This is a genomic window from Reichenbachiella faecimaris (genome assembly GCF_900176375.1).
Classification (GTDB): domain Bacteria; phylum Bacteroidota; class Bacteroidia; order Cytophagales; family Cyclobacteriaceae; genus Reichenbachiella; species Reichenbachiella faecimaris.
Genome location: NZ_FWYF01000001.1, coordinates 133,457 through 158,303, shown reverse-complemented (window position 1 = coordinate 158,303; position 24,847 = coordinate 133,457). Strand labels below are relative to the sequence as shown.

The 24,847-nt window shown below is 39.7% G+C and carries 10 protein-coding genes; 2 read left to right on the top strand and 8 right to left on the bottom strand.

Features of this window, described 5'->3' with window-relative positions:
• Positions 1–135: 135 nt before the first annotated feature.
• Positions 136–3,993, top strand: coding sequence for a T9SS type A sorting domain-containing protein (locus B9A58_RS00575; RefSeq protein ID WP_139793696.1), 3,858 nt, complete (start codon positions 136–138; stop codon positions 3,991–3,993).
• A gap of 83 nt (positions 3,994–4,076) precedes the next feature.
• On the opposite strand, the gene B9A58_RS00570 is transcribed toward B9A58_RS00575, so the two are convergent.
• Together B9A58_RS00570 and B9A58_RS00565 are read right to left on the bottom strand one after the other, a co-directional pair.
• The gene (locus tag B9A58_RS00570; RefSeq protein ID WP_084370479.1) at positions 4,077–8,093 is read right to left on the bottom strand and encodes a T9SS type A sorting domain-containing protein; all 4,017 of its coding nucleotides are present in this window, start codon (positions 8,091–8,093) and stop codon (positions 4,077–4,079) included.
• A gap of 287 nt (positions 8,094–8,380) precedes the next feature.
• A complete protein-coding gene (locus B9A58_RS00565) occupies positions 8,381–11,395 on the bottom strand; it encodes a two-component regulator propeller domain-containing protein (RefSeq protein WP_084370478.1) in 3,015 nt (1,004 codons plus the stop codon).
• 426 nt (positions 11,396–11,821) lie between these two features.
• On the opposite strand from B9A58_RS00565, the gene B9A58_RS00560 reads away from it, so the two are divergent.
• Positions 11,822–14,749 carry a CHAT domain-containing protein gene (locus B9A58_RS00560; RefSeq protein ID WP_084370477.1) on the top strand — a complete coding sequence of 976 codons (2,928 nt, stop codon included), beginning with the start codon at positions 11,822–11,824 and terminating at the stop codon, positions 14,747–14,749.
• Here the strand turns inward: B9A58_RS00560 and B9A58_RS00555 are convergent, their stop codons facing one another.
• From B9A58_RS00555 to B9A58_RS00530, 6 genes are all read right to left on the bottom strand, one after another.
• Complete coding sequence (locus tag B9A58_RS00555) at positions 14,750–16,912, bottom strand: OmpA family protein (RefSeq protein ID WP_084370476.1); 2,163 nt, start codon at positions 16,910–16,912, stop codon at positions 14,750–14,752.
• Entirely contained in the window at positions 16,913–17,956 is a 1,044-nt protein-coding gene (locus B9A58_RS00550) for a PorP/SprF family type IX secretion system membrane protein (protein WP_084370475.1), read from the bottom strand.
• Between the two features lie 2 nt (positions 17,957–17,958).
• Positions 17,959–19,899: a hypothetical protein gene (locus B9A58_RS00545; RefSeq protein ID WP_084370474.1), complete on the bottom strand. Its 1,941-nt coding sequence runs from the start codon at positions 19,897–19,899 to the stop codon at positions 17,959–17,961.
• Positions 19,900–19,903: 4 nt separating this feature from the next.
• Positions 19,904–22,561, bottom strand: a complete 2,658-nt coding sequence (locus B9A58_RS00540) for a hypothetical protein (protein WP_139793695.1) — start codon at positions 22,559–22,561, stop codon at positions 19,904–19,906.
• A gap of 313 nt (positions 22,562–22,874) precedes the next feature.
• Positions 22,875–24,293: a protein adenylyltransferase SelO gene (locus B9A58_RS00535; RefSeq protein ID WP_084370472.1), complete on the bottom strand. Its 1,419-nt coding sequence runs from the start codon at positions 24,291–24,293 to the stop codon at positions 22,875–22,877.
• Positions 24,294–24,296: 3 nt separating this feature from the next.
• Positions 24,297–24,812, bottom strand: coding sequence for a HEAT repeat domain-containing protein (locus tag B9A58_RS00530; RefSeq protein ID WP_084370471.1), 516 nt, complete (start codon positions 24,810–24,812; stop codon positions 24,297–24,299).
• Between the last annotated feature and the right edge of the window lie 35 nt (positions 24,813–24,847).

Below are 24,847 nucleotides of genomic sequence, written 5' to 3'. Positions count from 1 at the left end.
TAAAGTAGGGAAAAATACTACTTAGCCGTCTTAGACCAAAGAACAACGCTAACCATTTGATACCCCCTAATCAATTTATTATAAAGTTTAAAGCTACAGTTTAGCGACCAAATACATCTAGTCAGCAACTTATATATGAAGATCTCAAATTATTGCTTTGTTCTCTCATTTTTCATCTTATCTATTTCGTCAGTCGTCCAAGCTCAGTATGCCATGACTGAGACTGGCATAACTATCACTTTTGATAATTTTGATGCTGACACTGGCCCATTAGCTGCCAGTCCATCATCTACTCAGCTTGATTCTGACAATTGGGCAGTCGACTTAGACAATGACAATAATTTTGACATGGATGGTGGTGGTGGATTTGGAGATGCTTATGCCAATGGAGAAAAATTTACTGCTAATGAAGAAGGAGATGAATGGGATGACTACGATTCTGAAGATATTATTCACTCTTACGATTTTGATTTAGATGGGCTCAATGCTTCAGCACCATCTATTGGTATGGCAGTCACTGCCAACTTTGGTACTAACGTAGATGCATTGATCACAAAAATTCAAAATACAGGTACTCTGGAAATTACTGATCTAGAGCTTGAACTGGATGCCTACTATTATTATGAGATTGCTTCATCTTCTATTGCTTATGGTACTATTGGCATTTATTATTACGTTTCATCTACTAACATTACCAATGATTTATCCAGTGCAAGCTGGACTGAGTTAACTACTTTGAACAACAACAATGAATATTCCAATGGATGGAAAAAATTTGAAGATGAGACTTTCGAAATCAATGGGGTTTCGCTCGATGTGAATGAATACCTTTATGTCAAGTTTACTTTTGATCCCAATTCCCCTCCTCAATATGGTAATGATCAAGCATTGGCATTGGATAATATCTTCATTAAGCCAGTAGGTTTTGGTGGTACGGATGCCACTACCACTTTAGTTATTGATGAATCAGGGTCATCCACTGCTGTGGATCCCACTTCAAGTTCGGTAGAAATATTTCAGTTTGACATTGTAGACGATGGTGCCTCAGACGGCTATGCCACTACATTCTCTCAATTGGTTATTGCAGATGGTACTAGCAATGCTATCAATGATTGGACTGATCTATTTGAGACTGTGACACTTACAGATGAGACAGGTGGTGGAAGTAGTACGGCTACTATTGATGCAAGTACACTCACCTTTTCAGGGTTAAATTATGCTACAGCCACTGACATGGGATATGTAGGAGATGGAAGTACTAAAACCTATTCATTGACCATTGATTTTGTTGACACCTACTCAGGTACACAAGGCATTGATAATGAATTACTTCAATTTCTGGTTCAAGCCTCCACATTCGAAATAGAAGGTGTATCTAGTACTTTTCAAACGGCCAATCAAATAGAAACTAGCAGTTCCAACAATATATTGGATGTGACTGCATCTGTATTGGAGCTTCAAGACGAACCTACTGTAGTCGGTACTGGTACTACTTCAGATGTGTATTTTGGATTTAGTTTGAGAACAGTAGATGCTGCTGGACATTTGGACGAAGATGTGACTAGCTCTTTTACTATTACAGAAGCCACTGAGGTTCTGGAGTCTGGTAGCCTTACTTTTACTTCTGGAGCTGCTACAGCAAACTTCACTGCAGGTGTTTATACATTTTCAGACCTTTTTTTTGACACTTCAGGCAACTATACGCTCTTGTTCACATCAGGAGCTGGATACACTGGAACTAACTTCGCAGTAACTGCGGCTACTTCCTGGCGGACTGCTGCTGATGGAGACTGGGGCAACAGCTCAGGAACTGTATGGGAATATTTTGTAGATGGAAGTGGATGGGTCACAGCAGGAACCAATGAGAATCCCAATGCCACATCTGCCAATGTAGGCCCTATTTATATCTATAATACAGTGGCTATTGAAACTACGGGCTATAATGCTGATCAGCTATTTATAGAATCCGGAGGGATATTGGATGTAAACAATGCTTTTACAATAAACGATGACGGAACGAGTGAATATGATCTCAATATTGCCGACGGAGGGACATTGGACGTAGAGGCAGCTGTAACCATTACTGGTACGTTTTTGGTCGAATCTGGCAACTCTACAGCTGGAGGAGGAATAATTACATCTAGCAATGCAGACTATGTAATCAACTTTGGCGTGAGTACTAACGGATATTGGGAAACCTACAGCCTTTTGAGATATACGACAAATGCATCCATAGTCTTAACAGGAAATGAAACATTCTTTCCAAATGCAAATTCGAATCAATATCCTATTTTGGAAATAACTGCTATACGATATAAAAGTCTATCTACAGGAGGGTTTACTATGACAGTAAATGGTATTCTGTACTATACAGACACTGAAAGAATAGAATTGATCACCAATGATTATGTGATCAGAAATGGATTGATTTCAGAATCAGGTTCAGATCTCCGATATGATAATTTAACTTCTATGCCTGGAGACACTTTGTTTTTTAGTGGCAATATATATAGTCAAGGAGCTGAACTAGACCTGACTATTTCCTCATCAGCTCCTTCGGTTATTGAGCTTTTGGGTGATGTGACATCTAGTGGAAACGACAAAATTAATTTTGAAATGCAATCAGGGGGAACTTTGATTCTTGGCGACTACGATTGTGATTTTGGTGACTATACCTTTCAAAGTGGCTCAACTATCAAAGTCTCTAATTCTTTGGGGTTTGGTGCCAATCAATTTGCAGATGCAGATGCTTTGGTGATCAACAATGGCACGATATTCCATTTTAATGGCTCAGTAGCACAAACTACAGGATTTGGCACATTAAATGGCGGAACTACCTCAGTGGCTAAAATAGTAGTTGATAATTCGGCGGGCTTGACTCTGGACAGTGACATCACAATCACCAGTCTCCTAACATTTGAGGATGGAATCTTCAATGCCCAGCCTACTGCACCTGGGGTTATGACTGTTTCTTCATCTGCTAGTTTTTCAGGGTTTTCCTCATCATCTCACATTCAAGGACCTGTGACATTTGAAGCTTTTGCCAGTTCCAAATTCATCCCAATAGGTGACCATGACGCAGGTACTGATTATTACCGACCCGTAATTGTGGATCCTGATGCCAGCATGACTGTGACCACAGCATACATACGCTCTGATCCATCTGCCATTAGCACAACTTTCGATATTGACGGTTCATATAATCCTCAGGCTATTACAACTTCAGGCTATTACGATATCACTTTAGGAGCAACTGGCACTGTAGACATCGGGCTCTATTTTGACCCAACAGATGATGCAATTGCTAGCAGTGATAACTTGGTGGTAGCCAAATACGACAATTCAGCAGGTGAATGGGTAGGATATGAATCCATAAGCTATGGTGCTGATTATATATTGGCCTCGGTAACAATAGATGATCTGGCAGATACCTATTTCACTGTAGCTTCAGTGACTTCGTCCTTGCTACCTGTAGAGTTGGTTTCCTTTTCAGGAAAATATGACAAGAATGACATCGTTTTGGGTTGGACTACAGCATCAGAGCTTAACAATGATCGATTTGAAATAGAGCATAGTGAAAATGGAATTGACTTTCACAAAATTGGTCAAGTCACTGGTGTAGGAACAAGCAATAAGAAACAATCTTACTCCTACAGACATAGCTATCCTAATGTACCGATCAACTACTACATGCTGAAGCAGGTAGATTATGATGGCATATTCGAGTATAGTTCAATAATAACTGTGAGCCTGAATTCCTTTGGAAATGCACTCCACCTTTTGGGAAATCCAATCAAAAACCAAAGGTTAAAATTTTCATACCAAGATTTATCAGAGGTAGATGTAAGGATAGTGAACTTGTCTGGTAGGAAATTCCTAAACAAATCAATCACTTCAACTTCAGACACTTTCGAAATGCATGTCAATCAATTGCCGCCAGGCATGTATTTTCTTTTCGTAAATGAAGCTGTTGAGCGATTTGTTATTTACTAAATGCAGAACAATCAAGATTTTTCAAGCAAAAAAGCCACCTTCATAGTAAAGGTGGCTTTATAAAACTGCTGTGTTGTCGTGAGTTAATTTTTAATAATTCTTCTAAAATACTGCTGACTCCCTATGACAACTTGCAATACATACGTCCCACTATTCATATTCCCCAAATCTATTGACGTGGTATCTCGATAAGTAGCAATCAACTGTCCGGACAAGTCAAAAAGCTGCAAAGACTCTGTCATCTCATTTCCAAATTCAATGTTGATGATATGGCTGGTTGGATTTGGATATATCCTCAGTGTATAGCCCTCACCTATTCCTCCCAAAACGTATGGCTCAACTGTCACCAAAAAATCGTCAGCTACTTGCCCACCATTGTTGTCACTCGCAGTTAGCGTGACCACTGCATCTCCAGCCGAGACTTCAGTAATCACCAATTGATTATTTTCAATGGCAACAGTCACGACAGATTCGTCACTTGAAGAAGGTGTTATATCCAAATCGTCGTCATCTGCATCGTCAAAAACCAGACTGATATCCACTGTAGATGTAACAAAACTATGTGCCAGCACCATATCTGAAAGTGGATTCATGACAGATGGCACTCTGTTTACATCCAGCACTTCTACCACAAAAGTATCCGTGGCTTCTCCCTCATTGCCATCATTAGCTGTAAGGGTAATGGTAGCCTGACCTACTCCCACCTCAGTAATGGTGAGATCAGTTCCTGATAGACTTAATGTAACCACTGAAGTGTTGGAAGAAGAAAATTCATAAGTAAAGGAATCCCCATCTTCATCACTGAATACCTCACTGATATCAACCACAGTTGAAGCAAACCTTTCATCTAATTCCAAATCTGAAAGTGGATTCATCACGGATGGTATTCTATTCACTTCCAATACTTCTACCACAAAAGTATCCGTAGCTTCTCCCTCATTGCCATCATTGGCTTTAAGTGTGATGGTAGCCTGACCTACCCCCATCTCCGTAATGGTGAGATCAGTTTCGGATAGACTTAATGTAACCACTGAAGTGTTGGAGGAAGAAAATTCATAAGTAAAGGAATCCCCATCTTCATCACTGAATACCTCACTAATATCAACCACAGTTGAGGCAAACCTTTCATCTAATTCCATATCTAAGATGGGGTTGGTTGTCTCAGGTATAGTATTTATTTTTTCTTCAATTATAATTGATTGATTTACTGATAGTTGACAAGACTCATTGTAAGTAATAATCAGAGATATATCATATTCATTGTCTGATCCAAAACTGTGTGTTGGGTTTTGATCTGTACTTGTTTCATCATCTCCAAAGTTCCAATACCAGGCATCAATTGTATGTGCTCCCAGATCAGTCAAGTCTGAGAAGTTGATGGTCTCTTCAGCATGCAAAGTGCCATCATACTCAAAGTCTACCTTTCCAACATAAGCACAATCTGACAAGGACATTTTTGTCACAAATTGAGAATAATTATCATATATAGGAACTGCTATGGTATCGAGACTGACCTCTCCTACGAACTGTCCTGTGATACTCAAATCATTATTGGTGTCAACGTATATACTTTTAAAAACATCTTTATCATCTCCTTCCAAATAGTTGGTAGGGTATCCCCAATGGTACCCTTCCATCAATTCTCCATCAGTTGCACTATAAAGAAGCAGCAAGGCTTCAATCTCATATTCTCCAGATCCGCCTGGCTGATAGTCATCAAACGTGGCGTCATCACCTTCATATTGACCCACCACGATCACGTTTCCTGCTGTATCCAGTGCAATGGCCTTACCTTGATCTCCAGGTTGGGCACCACCACCAGACTTCATCCATTGGTAAGTACCTTCATGGTCATACTTTACTACAAAAAGCTCCTTGTTGGTACCTGTAACTGATTGGCCTGAAAGTGTAAGATTATTCGTGAAATAGCCTGTCAAATACACACTGCCATCAGTGGGGTCACTGGCGATACCATTGATGACATCAGCAGATGGGCCTCCCCCGCCAACTACCCATTGAAAATTTCCATCATAATCATAATTCGCAAAGAAAATATCTTCGAAGCCTTCTGCAATCAGATTTGTACCTTCAAAATCAAGGTCATCTGTCGTGTATTTTCCAGAAATATAGATACCGTGCTGAGCACTCACGCTCATTTTGTATTCATCCGTATCATTCACAGATTGTACCCATTGGGCTTCTCCAGAATTATTGTATTTCGCTAGAAAAAAGCCTTGTTCGTCGTAACTCATAGCCACGTCATTTCCGAAATGCTTTGGGCTTCCCCCTCTAGCGTCGCCATACAAGTAAATGTTTCCACTCTGATCTATTCCCACGCTCTGAACGAATAAATCTCCTTCCGTACTAGCGGCCAGCATAGCAAAATCTAAATCTCCAGATTCTGAATATTTGGCCAGGAAAATTTCCTTGTCCTCATCACCTGATAATTCCTCTTCCTCAATATACATGGAAACTGACCCGTCATAGACATCGAACACCCCAGTCACATACAATTCATTATCGTAAGTGGTCAGATCTCCTAAATAATCATCCAATTCTGAACCAAATACTTTTCTATAAACCAGACCACCTAAGGCGTTATATTTTTCTACTAAAATGTCGGTACCCCCTTTAGATCTGATCATCCCCTCACCATCTTTCATGATACCAGAGAAGCTACCACCTACATACGTATTACCCTCATCGTCCAAAACTGATTTGGCATAGGTCATAGAATAACCATAGGTTGATGCCAACCAATCTGGTTCTACCGAGAGATTGGATTTGCATAAAAATAGATTTTGGTCGTTTGAAGTCCAGTTCCCTAATTCTCCATAATATATATTCTGATAGAACCATCCTCCAAAGACGATTCGGTTACTTGAGTATGCTTCTATGTCATAGATGTATTCTCTATCATTAGGCCCCTTAGAAGTGGATAAATTAGATTCAATACTAACTCCTGTAGCATCGGATAACTCCTCTATATAGCTTTGAAAATTCATAAACCTACTTAGATAGACAGAATTACCATTTTTGGCTATGGCATATCCATAGTCGTAGTTTGAGTTCCCAACTTCTGTTGCCCATTTATATATTGCAGACCCCTCATTGTCAGTAATCTTGAATGCCAGAGCCTGATACTCTGTTTGCGTCAATGGTTCATCCTGCCCGTCCAGTTGAATACCTCCTCTGAAATAACCCGCAACGTACAAATCACTTCCATAAGCTTTTAAATCATAGGCTTGATTAAAAAATGCAACTCCTGAATCAGTTGATCCTGCTTCATGGGTCCACAGCAATTCGTTATCCGAGTCTAACTTAATCACGGATATAAAGTATGATTTGGAAGTGGTGCCCTCTCTATAGTTCACTCCCCAATACACCGAACTACCGCTGACCTCTACTCCATAGCTCAAATCATAATTATCAGCATCTCCAAAACTTCTAGCCCATACCGTCTGACCTTCGTCATCGTATTTGGCTATGAATGCATCATGAGAACCCGAACTTGTCAATGTTGTCTCAGATGGATCATTAAAACCTAAATCGCCAGCATAATGTCCAGCTACATACACTTGGTTTAATTCATCTACCGCCAGATCTACTGCAACTGCGTGGTCAGCTCCTTGGCCCCACGCATATTGATAGGTTCCATCTTTAGCATATTTGGCCACAAAGAAGTCACTTGTGGCTTCTGAGTTGGTCAAAGTTTCTTCATCAAAAATAAGCTTGCCATGATACACAGATGATATGTAGACGTTGTCATCATCATCAACCGCCAATCCTACTTGATTATGAGTAATTGTCAAATAGTCATCACATTCAATCTTGTTGGCCCACTCTACATTTCCATTAAGGTCGTACTTGGCCAGAAAGAAACTCGTACCACTCTCAGACTCTTCTAATTCGAAGTCTCCTATATGAAGGGCGGAATTGAATGTGCCGAAGGCAACAATTCCTCCATCCTCCATGACTTCAATAGCTCTGATATCACTGGTATGAGCATGTGATTTGGCCGATTCAGCCCAATAAAATTTTTGCCCGTAAGATGTTTGGGCGAGAAGCGCAATTGCTAATAGTATTAAAGCATTTTTCATTTCCACATTTAGATATTTGGTTGTGGCGAAATACGGAAATGGTTGTGCTGTTTGCTAAAAAAGTAGGTAGACAAGAGGTGAACATGAGTGTTTTTGATTCGATAAAGTCGATCAACATGGATTTTTCTTGGATGAATAATTTTACTTCCATACATTTTTTATGGTCAGAAAAAACATTGCAAATCTAATTTTGTCGATTTGAATTAACGATTTGTTCCATTATTAATAGAAAGATTTTGATGTTTTAAGAGCTTATCCTAAGAGGAAAGGTTTCTTTATTAAAAGGATCAGTTATCCTTTTCCAGTTTGGATTGAATATCTATTAGGACTTTGTCAATTTGATCTGATTGTCCTTTGACCAAATCAAGCATTTCTTTGGTCTCTTCGTAAGATCTCTCAACATCAAAAAGCTGTATAATGCCCTGAATATTGGTGATAGGTAATCGAAGATTGTGAGCATTCATAAATGCGTATTCTTCAAGTTTTCTATTTTTTTCAATCAATTGTTTGGTTCGTTCGGCTACGGTTTGTTCCAAATTTTCATTGAGTTGGTTGAGGTTGTCGTTGTAAACAAGCAATTCTTCAGCTTGCTGAACTATTCGTTCATTTTTTTCCTCTAGTTCCTTCGTTCTTTCAGCAACTACATTCTCAAGTACCTTTTTTTGCGACTTCAATTTTCTCATTCTCAACTTATACAAATAAGTAGCCATGCCAATTACTGCTGCGATCAATATAATTCTCGCCCATATTGTTGCCCACCAAGCGGGTAAAATTGTTAATTGAATGCTTGTTCCTTCGTTGTTCCATAACCCATCGTTATTGGATCCTTTCACTCTGAATACATATTTGCCTGGGGGTAAACTTGTGTAAGAAACGTATCGTCTGCTCCCTACATAATTCCATTCATCCTCCAGACCCTCAATCATATATGCGTACTCATTTTTTTCTGGGGTAGCGTAGTGAAGAGCTGCATATTCGAACGCAAACACCCTATCAGTATGGAATAATTCTAATGATTTGGTTTTGGTGATTGATTGAGATAGAATGGTTCTGCCATCTTCCATAACTCCAATTGGAACTTCTTTGTTGAACAAAGTAAAATTGGTAATTACAATATTTGGCACATCTGGATTATTGGCTATTTGCTTAGGATAGAACGAGTTAAATCCATTGATTCCACCAAAAAACATTTCTCCTGTTTCAGATAAAAATGAGGCTCCTGTATTAAATTCATTACTCTGCAACCCATCTTTCACATCAAAGCTTTTAAAATCCATCTTCTCAGGATCAAATCTAGTAAGTCCACCATTTGTGCTGATCCAGATGTCACCATTGCCATCTGATATAATCGAATAAACCACATCATCAGGGAGCCCATCCTTTTTAGTGAAAGTCACGAAGGATCCAGTTTCTTGATCCATTTTGCAAAGACCAACGGAGGTTCCAACCCAAATGTATCCTTTGCCATCTTTATAAACAGATAGTACAAAGTCATTGCTAATAGTCGAGTTCTCACTTATCGAATTTTTGTAGTTGGCAAATAGCCCTGTTTCTTGATTTAATTTCGAAAGGCCTCCTCCATAAGTTCCTAACCAAACATTTTCAGAAGCATCAATATACATGGCGTATATTCTATTACCTGCTATACTATTGCTATCGAGTGGGTTGTGCCTATAATTTGTAAATTTTTTTGTTTCGGGATCGTAAGTATCAAGCCCACCTCCATTTGTTCCTAGCCATAATTTTCCTGATTGATCAATATTAACTATTCGGACATGATCATTGCTCAAACTATTAGCGTTCAAAGGATCATGATTGTGATGTTTGAAAGTGTTAGTTTCAGAATTATACTCATTTAGCCCACCTCCATCAGTAGCTATCCAGAAAATACCATTTTTATCCTCTTTGATATCATATACATGATTGTTACTTAGGCTATTGTTATCTGAATTATTGTTTCTGTAGACTTTGATTTCATTATTACTTCTATCAATTCTATTTAGGCCTCCTCCATCAGTGCCAACCCACAAAAAACCTTTGCTATCTTCGAAAATGGGCCGAATATCATTGTGACTAATGCTATTGATATTGTTGGGCTCATGCTTATAATGGATAAATTTTTGAGAATTTCGATTATAAATATTTACACCTCCTATCCAAGTCCCCACCCATATAGAGCCAGTTTGGTCTTCGAATATGGAAGTCACGCGATTGCTGCTGATACTATTTACATCTTCTTCGTGTTTTTCGTGGCGATAGAATATTTTAGATGTGCTATTCAATACATTAACTCCAGCTGAATAAGTGCCAATCCAAAGCGCTCCATTTTTGTCTTCATGCAAAATACTGATATGGTTATCCCCAATACTCAATGGATTATTAGGATCATGACGGTATTTGATGAAAATATTATTTTCATCATCAAATTCATTTAAACCACCAAATTCCGTCCCGATCCATAGTATACCACTTTTATCTTCGAGCAAACACAACACATTGTTATCGCTCAAACTTCCAGCAATCTTTGCATCTTGCTTGTATCGAGTAAATGTCTTCTGATCTTCATTAAGTCTGTTGAGTCCACCGCCCAATGTGCCCACCCAGATTTGGTTTTTGCTATCTTCTAGAATGGATGTGATCGTATTATGACTGACACTATTGGGATCTGTTGGGTCATTTTTATATCTGATAAACTGATCCTTTTGATTGTCGTACTTATTCAACCCATTTTCCGTACCTATCCAGATTGAACCATTCATGGTTTCAATAACTGAAAATATTCGATTGTTGCTTAAGCTATTTGGATTCGATGAATCGTGGAAAAACCTTTGAAATGTCTCTGTCTTTGGATCAAACCTGTTCAATCCTTTGTCCGTCCCTATCCAAAACGAACCATTTTTAGCTTTGAAAATCACATTTACGATATTATTGCTAATGGCAGAAGTATCGCTTAAACTTTCGAAGTAAACCTTAAAATTATAGCCATCATACTTATTCATTCCGCTCTCAGTTCCGAACCACATAAATCCTTGTTCATCTTGAACAATCGTATTAATGGTACTTTGAGACAATCCATCTTTTAATGACAAATGTTTGAATCTGATATTTGCTCCATCAAATTTTGATTCGGAAAAAACGGTTGATTTTGTAGCGGAAGGAAAATCGAACTTTGGTGCATGCTCAAGCGCGTTTCCAAGTGAGGACATATAGGTCAGTCCCACTAAAAAAATAATTTTAATTTTTACCAATCGGTAACGAAAGTACATCCAGTAAAAATGATTTTTCACAAAAGCAACTTTCATCTTGTCTCAATTCAATTATTAGACACTCATTGAAAACTTCATTCTGCGATTAAGTGGCAAAACAAATGATAAGTAGTAATACTGCTGCTACTGTAAAATAAGCAATTATTGCTGGACGCTTATTATTTTAAGGTCAATATTCAAAAGTGTGCCTATACAAAATCAAAAAAAGAAAAGCCAAAATCAAGTTCTGTAAAAAGTTTGATATGGCTTGTATGAACCAACACTAGGCGGCTATTTGTGATTATAATTCTTCTGCTTGGGTTATTAAACATATTCCATCCAAGGTCAATCTAGGCGCATGGGGACATTACACAGCCAATCGTCAACAGAAATATTACTCGGGAAGTCTAGTATCAGAATGGCAATTAATTATCTTTAGCCATCAGCCAATAGATACAAGCTGTCCATATCAATTAGATCTAAATGAGCTACTCACGCAGAATAAATATGCACCATTTCACCTTCCTTGTTTTGCTAGTACTGCTTGTGTCCACGCCCAAGACACTAGCGCAAACCTGCTTGCAAAAAATGGACAGTGTCTACCACTTTAAATATTCAGAACCAGAAAAAGCCAGATTTTATGCTACTGCTCTACTCGAAGATTTGGATTCTGGAAGATGCGTCACTGAACTGGGATTGGCTGCGCTATACAACAATATTGGGCTATCCCTTTGGGAAATTAGTGAAAAGAAAAAGGGATTAGATGCTCTGCTTCGTGGTCTCCACGAAGAACTAAAAACCAAGCCAGAAACTCACCCTGACTTGTTGGGCCTGTATTATAATTTATCCACTTTTTATAGAGAGTCTGCAAATTTTAGAGCCGCTCAAGAATCTCTCGATAAAGCTGAACACATCATCACAAGGCACTTTGCAAATGACCAAAAGAAAAAAGTAGGGTTCCTGTACAACAAGGGCGTTTACAATAGAGAAAAAGGGGACTTTTCCGAAAGTGTTGATGCATTAGAAAATGCAATAGACCTGATCAACAATCCCTCTGACTCCACTCAGATCGCACTACAAATTGAGCTGGGTACGACTTACCGTAATTTTGGGGATATGGCTCAAAGTGAAGCCACCCTGATCAAGGCAATCCAAGCGGCGGAAGGAAATCAAGAACTCCTTTTATTGAGAGCTATCGATCGGCTGTCTGCTTTGATGATTGAACTGGGGGATTTTTCTGACTCGGAAACTTACCTTCTTGAAAACCTAGCGCTCAAAGACAGCCTCTTCAGCAGCAGACCCATTCTTAAACTTGAAACCTATAACAATCTAAGCATACTTTATTATCAGCTTAATGATTTAGAATCCGCCGAAAAGTATATAGCCATGGGCTTGGATGAAAATAAAGATATACGATCTGTAAAACCCAAATTGCTCAATAATCTGGCTACGATCTATATGCGTGAGGGTAAATTGGACGAAGCAGAAAAATATTTCAATGAAAGTGCTGAAGACTTTCAAGAAATATACGGTAGCATCAACCCAGATTATGCCACCACCCTGAGCAACTTGGCAGGTATTTATAAATTGAGGGGCGAACTAAACAGGGCTTTAGACACCTACTCCAAAGTATTGGATATGGATCGTGCCATATATGGCACCAATCATCCCACGTACGCAACTTCTTTGAGCAACGTGGGGCTTTTGTATATGCAGTTTGGCAGTATGGGCTTGGCTAAAAAACTACTCAATCAAGCCAAACAAATTAGATTGAAGACCTTAGGCGGCTATCATCCATTGTATATCAAAACAGTGAATGATCTGGCAATCTATCATCTTATAGCAAAAGACACCCTAGCGGCCATGGATGCTTTCGACCATGCATTAGATGCTGAAATCCATCACATGCATGATATTTTTCCAGTACTTACAGACAACCAACGCAAGCTATATTTTAACGAAACAAGAAGCAATATTGAACGATATTGTGCCTTGGCCTTTCAACCCAGCTTTGTACATACCCCTTATGCCATCCATGCCGTAAATCATTTCATCAACACCAAAGGCATGCTATTTTATGCTTCCGAAAAAATGCGTAGAATCATATTGGCTAGTGGTGATGAGGCGATTATTAAAACCTACAATACCTGGAGAGAGGAAAAATACTTGTTGGCACAGGCCTATTTGCTCACAAAGGAAGAACGCGAAAAACAAGGATTGGATATAGAAGAAATGGAGGTCTATTGTGCGAATCTAGAAAAAGAACTGGCTCAGACTTTCCATGTGTTTCTGGAAGAAGAACGAAGTGCCTATCACACCTGGGAGGAAATTAGTGAGGTCATTCCTGACAGTACCGCTATGATTGACATCATTCAATACAGAAATTATCATGCTAAAGTAGTGGATCAGAAACTAGATCAGGGTTTTGAAGACCAAGCCCACTACGTGGCATTTATTATAAAAAAAGACAGCGTGATCGAGGCAGTCACATGGGATAGAGCTATTGATTTTGAAAAAGGCCTGAAACTCTACAACAATGCTATCAAGTTTGGGATAAAAGATAAACTTACCTATAAGATATTTTGGGAACCAATTCAGACACATTTGTCTGATGTCAAAAGAGTCTACCTCTCTCCTGATGGGATTTATCACAAACTCAATCCTGCCATCCTCTACGACAATGACAATCAAAAATATGTAGCAGACAAAATCAATATATCCAACATTACCAGTGGCAAGGATTTGATTTATAAAGAAAACAAACCACTCATCAGGGAAGCCAGAATTGTGGGAAACCCCGACTTCTCCAACGTACAAACTGAGTACATGCAACTCAAACAATTAGCGGGTGCTGAGGAAGAAGCCAAAGACATTACAAAAATATTGGACGTGAGAAAGTGGCATACTGAATCCTATTATTTTGCAGAAGCTACTGAAGACCAAATCAAGGCATTTCAGAATCCTGGAGTAATCCATATTGCCACGCATGGTTTCTTCAAAGATGATCCAGAGAACGTAGATCCTTTGCATAGTTCAGGCATCTTCTTAAGTAAGAAGGAAGGAAGTTCTAATGACGGTATACTGACCGCCTATGAAGCCATGAATCTTCAGCTTGATCAAACCAGTCTGGTGGTACTAGCCGCGTGCGAAACTGGTCTAGGAACAGTCAAAAATGGCGAGGGTGTATTTGGGCTTCAAAGGGCATTTTTGGTAGCAGGTGCAGACAATGTCTTGATCAGTTTGGTGAAAATAAATGATCAAGCCGCACGGCGTTTTATGAACCTTTTGTATGAGCAATTACGAGATTTAGAAAATCCTCAACAGGCCTTTTTCAAAGCCAGAGCACTCTATCGACAAGAAGATGAAAATCCATACAATTGGGGTGCCTATATATTGGTAACCAAAGGCTGATCAAAAAACATCCCAGATATTCTCTTCAGTAATAAAATATTTTGAATCGAGTTTCTGATTCTTTGGAATATACAATCGGACAGACGTACCTGGCACCAAGACTTCCTGATTAGATCCATTCCACTGATACACTTCCAAAACATCAAGGTTTAGCTTTTCAGCAATCATATCTAAGGACAATGGTTTTCGCAAGATCACTTGCTTTGCCACAGCCAACTCAATAGGCTCAGGGCTATCTACATGAAGCTCTACCCTTCTATCCATAACTCGTCTAAACCAATGGTCTCTTTCTTGTTCAGAACGCAACTCCCCTCTGGCCAGCACTTCTATTTTTTCCGAAGGCATGCCAAGAGAAACCAGATAGTCCTTGGCTGCGTTCCCCCGTTTTTTGCTCAAATCCACATTGCCCTCATCAGACCCTAAGTAATCTGAATACGAAAGTAAGTTGACACGTGTGTAAGGCTGAGCTTTAATATTTTGATACATATTATTCAGAGCTTTTTCAGATGCCTTGCGTAGACGAAAATCACCATAATCAAAATACAAACGTTCCACATCATCTGCAGATTCATAAATCTTTAATGGCTCTGGCTCTGTCGGTTTGGTTTCAGCAATAGCTGCTCTGCGTGTTTTCGTTTTGGCTGATCTCACTTTACTTGCAGATTCCAAATTGGATGCTATGGTGCCGTGTTCTACTGCACTGGAGTTAAACAATTTCCTCAAATCTTTTTTCTTGGCCACTACAGGCTGAAACAGTGCATAACCTTCATAGTCTTCCGCTCTGAAAGTCACCAAATCCACGGCTCCTACATCTCGATATTTGGACATGATTTGTCCATCTACCATCAATTCCCCTGCAAACAATAGCGCCAGAAAAAGCTTCTCATCTGGAACTGAAAATGTGTATAAATCCAGCACTTCCTTGTTTTCCTTGTTGGACGACAGGTAACCTGTGCTATCTCCAATATAGAAATAAGTGTCATCCCAGGTAGAATTAAATGGAAAACCCATGTTGAATAAATCAGGCGTAAAAAATGAATTGCCCTTGGCTCCATAAAGATCATAACCACCATAGCCTACGTGTCCATTGCTACTAAATACCAGGCTCTGGTGTGGAGAGGAATAATAAGGTGTGATCTCATTTTCTGGTGTATTGATCACCTTGCCCATATTAATAGCAGGCAACCAAGACTCTCCATCATCACCTCTCAAGCTCATCCAAATATCACTTCCTCCCTGACCCCCTGGTCGATCTGAAGAGAAGAATAAAGTGTCTCCAGTAACAGATAAGGATGGGTGTTTGTTTTCAGAATTTGCTTCGTTTATAAAGTCATTGAGAACCACTGGGTCAGACCATTTGTCATTGATGAGCTGACTAAACTTAATCTTGCAACCCGTATTTCCTTCATCATTTTCACAAGAAGTGTAATAGAACTTATCACCTGAAGCCTTGAAAACACCAGAACCCTCTGACCATTTGGTGTTTAACCTGTCGAATCGCTGTTTACTACTTATATTATGATAGTTGCCATTCTCCTTCAACTCGTACATCATCATATCAGGTAATAGACCACTGTACTGACTGCCCTGGTATTGTTCACCAGACAAGTTTCTAGATGTGGCAAAAACAACGTTTCCATTGGCTGGGTTTTCTGTAGCTCCATAGTCATGGAAATGGCTATTGAGCTTTTTGATAGGGTCTACCTTAAAATTTCTGTTTTGCCCTTGCTCTCTTTTGGCCAACAGGCACCCTTCACGCTGACGGTTGGCAAGATCTAGCAAGGCAGGTGAAATATCTGGCATTTTGGCCAGCTCCAAATAGATGGAGTCTGCCAGATCAAAATTACTGTCGCGTTTATTGAGCGTTGCATACTTATAGATGGACTTTGTTTGATAAGCATGTCCTGATTTCTCGCTCAACACCCTAAATGTTTCCAAGGCCTCTTGAAACTGTAAGGTTTGTTCATAGCATAAAGCCAACTGATAACCAGCATAATAATTGGCTTTGCTTATCGCATACACTTTGTCGTAGTAAGGTATGGCCTCCAAGTACCTATTATTCTCAAATTGCTCATCACCTAGTTGCAAAATCTTAGGGATGGATTGAGCTCTGAGACCAATCACACTTATGATGAACAATATAAAGAGTAGAGCTTTTTTCATTTAGAACATGGGGTTAGACAACCTTCTGTAGGATTTGTGAAGTTCAAAACTATAGCCCAGGGTTATTTCATAAGCAGACACGTTACCTCCCACCTGCTCATTCAAGCCTTGGTTAGTCGCGTTCATATCTACACTAAATCCTACTTTCAACTGATCAATCTTTAGTCCAATTAAACCAATAAAGGAGTCATCTACACGATACCATGCGCCCGTTTGTAATTCCACTCCTAAATTCGAGCGGGATGAACTCACAAAGGTTGAAATATACATCCCCAAATTGAATTGTGTACTACCGTTAGAATTTAGAACGTAGGCAGAAGGGTGTCCATAAAATCTGGCACCTATTGGAAATTGAAAAACAGCAAAAGCCTTATAAAGCATGGCCTTTTTTGCATCAAACCCTTCTACTGTACCTATTTTAGGGCGATTCAAATTGTCGCCACTAATACCCACAGAAAATGCATAGTCTCTGATTTTATAATCATCATTATCATAGGTGGTATACAAGGCCCCAAAATTGATTACTGGATACCAGACAGGATCAAATGTCACGCTTTCTCCTGCTAAGTCACCATCATATCCGCCGTCTAAGTACTTATTAAATTGAGATCCCCACCTATATCCATCATCTGAAAGGTTTAGCTGGGCATAGCCCCCTTGAATTCCAAAAACCAACAATTGGTTCCTGAGTTCTGAAAGGTTTACTACATAAGAGAAATTACCCAAGATTTTCTGGTTTCTGTACACCCCTTGATATCCTCTGTTTTCTCTAAAAAAGGTGACACCTACACTGCCAAAGTATTCTTCTTTGGTGGTTACTCTTCTCAAGGGGTAAGAAAATGAGCCCTGCATCAGCTCGACATGATTTTCTTGATCTGGACTGCCTGCTCGTTTGTAGTTGGTATTGAAGTTTATTGTGGTAATCGTCCCGGGAAAAGCAGGGTTCATCAAGGCACCACTCGCAAAATATTGCGAGAACTGTCCCTCCTGCCCTGTGGCAGATAGCGCACTTAGAAGAAAAATAAATAAAAGCGCTTTTCTCATTTTTATTTAAGTAACATCACTGAACCCAACTTACTAAAAGACTGCGTTTGATCTCTTTCACCAGAATTGAAAAATTCATCACTTACCTCTTCACTGATCAAGTATTCTATACTGATGCTGTAGTAATACACTCCCTCAGGTGCTTCCAGTCCACTTTTCAACGTTCCATCCCAACCCAAATTCTCTAATTCTATATCCTCTCCCGATTGACTAGAAGAGAATACCTCTCTATTGAATGAATCAAAGACAGTGAACGTGATGGCATTGACAATGGCTCCTCCTATGAAGGGTCTAAATATTTGATTATCACTCAAAGTGGCTCCTGGTGTAAAAATGTTGGGCACGTAGACTTCTGGTTCAGTAAGCACAGGAGACAGGCCTAAGGCAAACCTGCTCGGCTTCGCCGTGATCCATATTTGATTTGAAGTTTTGATTGTGCCTTCTGTGGGAATTGAAGTGCCTGTATTAGCATTATTCGACTCTGTGGTTCTTAATGCATGAAAAAGTGAATCGCTCTTATCATATTTTTGAAGTGTGGCATCATACGCTCTTGCATTAATAAAATTGGGGGAATTTGTAAAATCAACACCAGAATATTCTACGGACACGCTCATCTCTGCGCTATCAGACAAACTTTGAATAGTCCATTCCACATCCGCTGCCAAACCCATAGTTTCATCATCTGTAAATAAACTATCAGGATCTGGCATTTTGCATTCCACCTTTACAGTTATTCCAGACTGATTACTGTTTAATGTCAAATAATTTGGAAACCCATTAATTCCCATTGGGAAAGTAGTTTCACCATCAGAGGTAACTGCCAGCATCTTGCCTTCTACATAAGCGGGGGCAGATGAATTGGCCGCATTCACATTTATGTTTCCTGCGACCAGAAAGTTTTCCTGATTAGTAGTATTTAATACCCCCTGAGCTATCGCCAATTCAGACCTAATCAATACAAAATTAGATGGCAAGGTTACTTTTCCAGAAATATTTATGCTCAAATGATCTATAAATATCGAATCTGCACTGCTCACCAAAATTACCTCAGCAATTGATACACCCCGACCAACATCATCAAAAGTCAGGTCGCCCAAATCTCTGTTATGTTCAAAGTTTAGTTGTGCGTCTGCAAATGAAATTATTTCTCCGCTATTAGACAGATCACCAGTAAAATCTGTAGTGCCCCCAAGAAACATTTTTTGAGTGTTAATCATATCACTTCCAAAGGAAGAAGTTCCATTAAAAACGGCTTCATTGTTATTCGTAACAGTACTGTAAAAAACGGCATCACCAGCTACCTCAATGATTCCACCATTCTCAAATGGGCCAATTTGATCTAAATTACCTATTACCGTAGAAGACGCACCATCAGGGTTTGCATAGGTGCCTGTTCCAGTCACTGATAAATTTCCCAAAACATTCAATACGCCTATGTTATTTAAGCTTCCTGTCAGGCTAACATCACTTTCAAAAGTCAATTCATTATGGTTCTCCATTTGACCGTCAATTGTGGTTTCGGAATCTGCTTTTATGAAAAACTCTCCGTCATTGACAAGGGTTCCTTCTAATCCAGTATCACCTTCAGAAGACCAAACAGCGCCCGAATTATTATTGAGAAGTGCAGATGTAGATACAATGGTTTCTCCCAAAATATCTATAAATCCATTATTTTCTGTTATACCATCCAACAAAGCATTTCCTTCAATCGTCAATGAGGCTTCTGCATTATTTGTAAAAAATGATGACGGCAAAAAGTTAGTATTCCCTTTTACAGCTAGTAATCCACTATTAGCCAGTTTGCCCTCAATTGAGGCCTCACTGTTTATATAAAAAGCAGCGTTGCTCCCTACATCCACACTTGTAGAAGATCCAAAATTGGTGGATTGAGAAACCGCCACTTGAGCGATCAGGGTAAATATGAAAATTGCAATATATCTCATGCCCTTAATCTACGCTTGTGACGGTATATGTAATTCTAGCACCAGTAAAATCCGCAGTCGATCCACTACTAGTGGGTATATCAATATAGATAAAATAGTTATTAGAAAAGTTGTCAATTATTTTACCTACAGATGCTGCTATTTGAAAACCCGTAATACCAGAGGTTCCATCTGGAACAATCACAGTATCGTCGAATGTCACAGCAGTAGAGTATGACTTAGCCATAAAATGTACTGTTGCATTAATGCCTGTTGTATTTCGGCCAAATATTTCTACAGCCTGAATCTCTGCACCATCTGGCAAATGCACTGGAGCAGAAATTTGTGCTCCGGCTGCTGCAGATGCAGAAGATATGTAAACCGAATTGCCATTATTGGCCACTAATACATTATCAGCAGCAGCTTGTTGAATCATATTGAAATCGCCAGGCGCAATACCGTAATATTTGGTTATTGGGTTATTGTATTTGTAATAGTTGGCATTTACTTCACCTACATCATCTATCTTAAGCCCTTCAATCAAACTACCACTGGTTACCACACTCAATACTAATTCTGAAGACTCAGCTCCTGAGGTAGTACTGGTCATTAGAGTTTCAATTTTCCCCAAAGTAGCTGGATTCGAGACACTGTTCATACCTTCTAGCACCAATGAACCCCCAGTTCCAATGCCTCCATTATCATTATACAGATGCATGGTGGGTGCGTTTGATGCAGACCCTCTCCTTACTGTAAACTCGAAACCATTTGCTGCTATTTCTGTAGTGGTATTGAGATTGCCACCCAGTTCAATATTTGATCCATTCACATTTAGTCCATTAGTTGCTCCCGTTAGAGTACCAGCGCCTAAAAGTTGCCAAGATCCACCATTCCAATATTCATAACCAGAACCCAGAACATATTTGAGCATACCTTCATCTGAGGTGTCCATTGTATTCCCTGTATCTCCAATTTTGATAGCTCCAGACAACTCAGCGTCGCCATCATGTTTTAGGCTCAGGGCTTTACTTAGTACCGCTCCGTTGCTCACCTCAAACTCCAAATCACCAGCAAACCCGGCTGCGGTTCCATCTAACACATTGCTCGTAATTCTAGATACATTATGCAAAACGCTTCCATCGTCGAAACTGGCCAAGGTAATACCACCAAGTAGACCTGTGCCTCCAATACCTAAATCAGTATATACCTTCAGGGTGGCGTCTAAATCAGAACTGTTTCCAAAACTGGCGGTAGTACCTCCTCCCACATCTGTATTGATCAATTCGAATAGGGGAACTGCACTAGACCCTAAACCATCAGAATAAGGTAAGGTCAAAGCAGAACCACTTCCTCCCAATGGTTCCCAAGAACCCAACACCAGGCCTTCAAATCCTTCGAATCCAGATTCATTACTGTATCTGATCATACCATCCTGAGGAGAAGCTATGGCACTTCTGTCTGTATCATTGCCGACAGGTAGTGCTATAGCTTCATTGGACTTGAATGTGACATTCCCTTCAAATTCTGCTGAGCCATCTGATAAAAGCGTCAGAGAAGATTCTACGTCGGCATTCAAATCTGCGGCGGCATCTGCTGCACCTGAATTTACATGTATAAATGAAGTCTCACCATTTTCAAAGAAAATGAAACTTCCAGGAGCACCTGAAATTCGTCTTAGCTGATTATCTGTTGTATTCGACTTGTCCACGTACAATTCAGATCCTATAAAATTCCCAAAAATACCTTCAGTAGAGTTTTGAAACCTAAAAAAACTCAACCCGTCTTCTACCTGCAAAGGTGATAATGGCGTCACTGTTCCAATCCCGACATTTCCAACCGAATAATTGATATCACCTGCGTTTTCTGCCCACAGGCCAGTGGTAATGTCACTTATCAAGGCAATTTGTCCACTGGCGTCTGGCATCAAATAAGATTGGTTAGTGGTTAGTCCACTCAGTTCAAATGCCACATTATTTCCTGTACTTTCATCTTCTAAAAGGAAAGTATTATCCGCTTGGGTCAGGCTTGAGCCTGTAATAGTTCCTCCAGTTACATTAATATCTGAGAAATTCGATTGTGCACTAAAATCAGCCAGAGCATCTATGTCCAATGTACCAGCACCATCTATCAATACGTCTGAACCAGCAGCTGTTATTATGTTGGCAGTCTCCGTAAGTGCTCCACCCAAATTCAAATTGGTTCCTGACACGGTAACTCCATTTCCCGAATTCACGGACGTAGGCAAGTTGATCAATTGTGAACCATCTACTGGCGGTAGTAGCCCTGCGGCATCTAATTGCACAATTTGATCTGAACCTGTCCCTACATTTACAGCCAGTGGGGTAGCTCCTCCATCTCCATTGATTGTAATGCCATCCGTATTCACTACTGATGCACCTTCAATCGCCATAGGCAACCATTCTCCACTGAACCAAATGTAAAGCTGGCCAAGATCGCTGTCAAAAACCATCAATCCATTATCCTCATCAACCAATGTCATACCTATTCGTTCAGCAGTTGTTAATCTTGGAATCAGTACACCTTGAACTTCTCCACTTACCGGTCTAATATCTAAGGCTGCATTCGGATTGGGCGTATCTGTATTCACGCCAATAGAATTTTGAGCATTTGCATAAAATACAGCCAATAATAAGGCTACAGTATAAAGTATTTTTTTTGCCATATTCATTTTGCTTAAAGGATACTTAGAAATAAACCTAAACACTTTTATAAAGTGATCTAATGCTAATGCATTAGAAATTATGGGGAGGAACAGGAAGGAGGTTTGCGGAGAGGGTGAATTTTTTCGCATTTCTATGTTAGCTACAATAGTTACATCCATACACCTTCTTCATTTTACAAAGTAACTAGGTAGAAATGATTTTAAAGAAAGATTTCGATGAATATTTAAAATAAGAAGATCAATAATGGGCAGTATAGGATTTAAGCCATGGATCAAGCCTTTCCTCAATCAATTCTGAAAAAAATCCTTGAAATCAAGTTCCACAAAAAGTTTGATAACTCTGATCATAGCCAGCTGGCACGTGTTGCATGTCCTGGCGAGTGTATGGTTCTGACAGTTTTTGCATCAGATTGATGAAGGTGGACATCTTTCCGTCTACTGCGTCTGATAGTGCGTCCTCTACCAAATGATTTCTTGGTATGATTACAGGATTACTTTGATCCATCAGAGCTAAACCATCCTGCTTGTTTTCAGATCGGTTGAAAGCTTTTTGCCATCTCTTGTGCCAGGCAATAAATGCCTCATCTGCAAGCAATTTTTCATCTATAGATTCATACCTCATGGAGACAAAGAAGTTGGTGTAGTCGATCGAATGCTTAGTAAGTATTGATAGAAGTTCTTCCACTAGTAGTTGATCTGATTTTTCGTGATATACAAAACCCAGTTTCTGGCACATCATGGATGTAAATCTCTTGGTGTATTCTTCAGGAAAAGTGTGGAGGATAGATTCTGCCTGAGCAATAGCTTCTTTCTCATTATGGTCTATCAATGGCAGCATGGCATTCGCCAATATAGACAAGTTCCAATGTGCCATGTAAGGTTGGTTGCCATAAGCATATCGACCTTGGCGGTCAATGGAGCTAAAGATCGTTTTTGGGTGATAGGCATTCATAAACGCACACGGGCCATAGTCTATCGTTTCTCCTGCAATTGACATGTTATCCGTATTCATTACACCGTGAATAAAGCCCACACGCATCCAGTCTACAATCAGATCTATCTGTCTGCTCATGACTTTTTTCAGAAACTCAATGGCATAATTGTCATTTCCTAATAATTCAGGATCATGTCGTTGGATGACGTATTTGGTAAATGTCTCCAGTTGATCAGTATAAAATCTTGCATATTCAAAAGTTCCTACACGAATATGGCTTTTCGCTATTCTGGTTAGGATTGCACCTTCATTCACGTGTTCTCTATATACTGAATCACCTGTTTTAGCCACAGCCAAACTTCTTGTAGTTTTAATACCTAAATGATGCATGGCCTCGCTCATCAAGTACTCACGGAGCATGGAGGACAAGGTAGCCCTGCCATCCCCTCGTCTGGAAAATTTGGTTACACCAGAGCCTTTGAGCTGAATATCGTAGCGATAGCCATCCACCACCTGCTCTCCCAATAATACTGCTCTCCCATCCCCCAGCATGGTAAATTGCCCGAATTGATGTCCCGCATAGGCTTGTGCTATAGGGTTTGTATGCTTAAGCACTTGTTTTCCTGATAAGATGCCTTTAGCAAATTCAGGACTTGAAAATTCCTTGGTCAGGTTCAAGGACTCAGCCAGTGACTCATTGAAACAAATCAATTTGGGATTTGCTACAGGCTCTGGTGCCTGATCGTCATAAAATATTGAGGGCAATTCTGCACGATACGAATTTTCTAATTCCAGCATAGGTTATTCGCTATCCACAAATGCTTGCAAATCGGCTAGCATTTCTTCTACTTCTACCTTTTTTAATTCAAAGACTTCGTCGTGTTTTACATTATTTTCATAATGATGCCAGGCTTTAGTCGCCTTCTTGATTACCCTGGGAGTAATGTCAAATTCCTTGTGATCTAATAAATCCTGAGCCACAGTTGCTACTTTGAAATTGCCAAAAAGAGAATACTTAAAGATGGGAACGTACTTCGCACTCAAATCAAACCCTTCCAATTCTACCAAGAGTTCTCCAGCTATAGCAGGATTGTTGTCGATAGCCTGAAGCAAAGCATCCAACGCACTTTGATTGTTTTCAATTGCCCCTAAGGTTCGGGCAGCCATCACTTTGGAGTCGTCTTGAGGATGTTCCAGCAATTTGATCATTTCAAGAACCACTTCCTCTGATCCAATTTTTGCGAGTACGTCAGAAGCCTTATATGTTTGATCGTCTAATACTCCTGACAATTGATTGACTAATGCTGATATGTCCATGTGCTTTCGTGTGCTGATATAAATTAGAAAAGCTT

What these genes read in the sequence shown, in the direction of transcription:
- B9A58_RS00565 (WP_084370478.1), bottom strand. Translation starts at nt 11,395, where the DNA reads ATGAAAGTTGCTTTTGTGAAAAATCATTTTTACTGGATGTACTTTCGT.
- B9A58_RS00530 (WP_084370471.1), bottom strand. Translation starts at nt 24,812, where the DNA reads ATGGACATATCAGCATTAGTCAATCAATTGTCAGGAGTATTAGACGAT.
- B9A58_RS00540 (WP_139793695.1), bottom strand. Translation starts at nt 22,561, where the DNA reads ATGGCAAAAAAAATACTTTATACTGTAGCCTTATTATTGGCTGTATTT.
- B9A58_RS00535 (WP_084370472.1), bottom strand. Translation starts at nt 24,293, where the DNA reads ATGCTGGAATTAGAAAATTCGTATCGTGCAGAATTGCCCTCAATATTT.
- B9A58_RS00555 (WP_084370476.1), bottom strand. Translation starts at nt 16,912, where the DNA reads ATGAAAAAAGCTCTACTCTTTATATTGTTCATCATAAGTGTGATTGGT.
- B9A58_RS00570 (WP_084370479.1), bottom strand. Translation starts at nt 8,093, where the DNA reads ATGAAAAATGCTTTAATACTATTAGCAATTGCGCTTCTCGCCCAAACA.
- B9A58_RS00550 (WP_084370475.1), bottom strand. Translation starts at nt 17,956, where the DNA reads ATGAGAAAAGCGCTTTTATTTATTTTTCTTCTAAGTGCGCTATCTGCC.
- B9A58_RS00575 (WP_139793696.1), top strand. Translation starts at nt 136, where the DNA reads ATGAAGATCTCAAATTATTGCTTTGTTCTCTCATTTTTCATCTTATCT.
- B9A58_RS00560 (WP_084370477.1), top strand. Translation starts at nt 11,822, where the DNA reads ATGAGCTACTCACGCAGAATAAATATGCACCATTTCACCTTCCTTGTT.
- B9A58_RS00545 (WP_084370474.1), bottom strand. Translation starts at nt 19,899, where the DNA reads ATGAGATATATTGCAATTTTCATATTTACCCTGATCGCTCAAGTGGCG.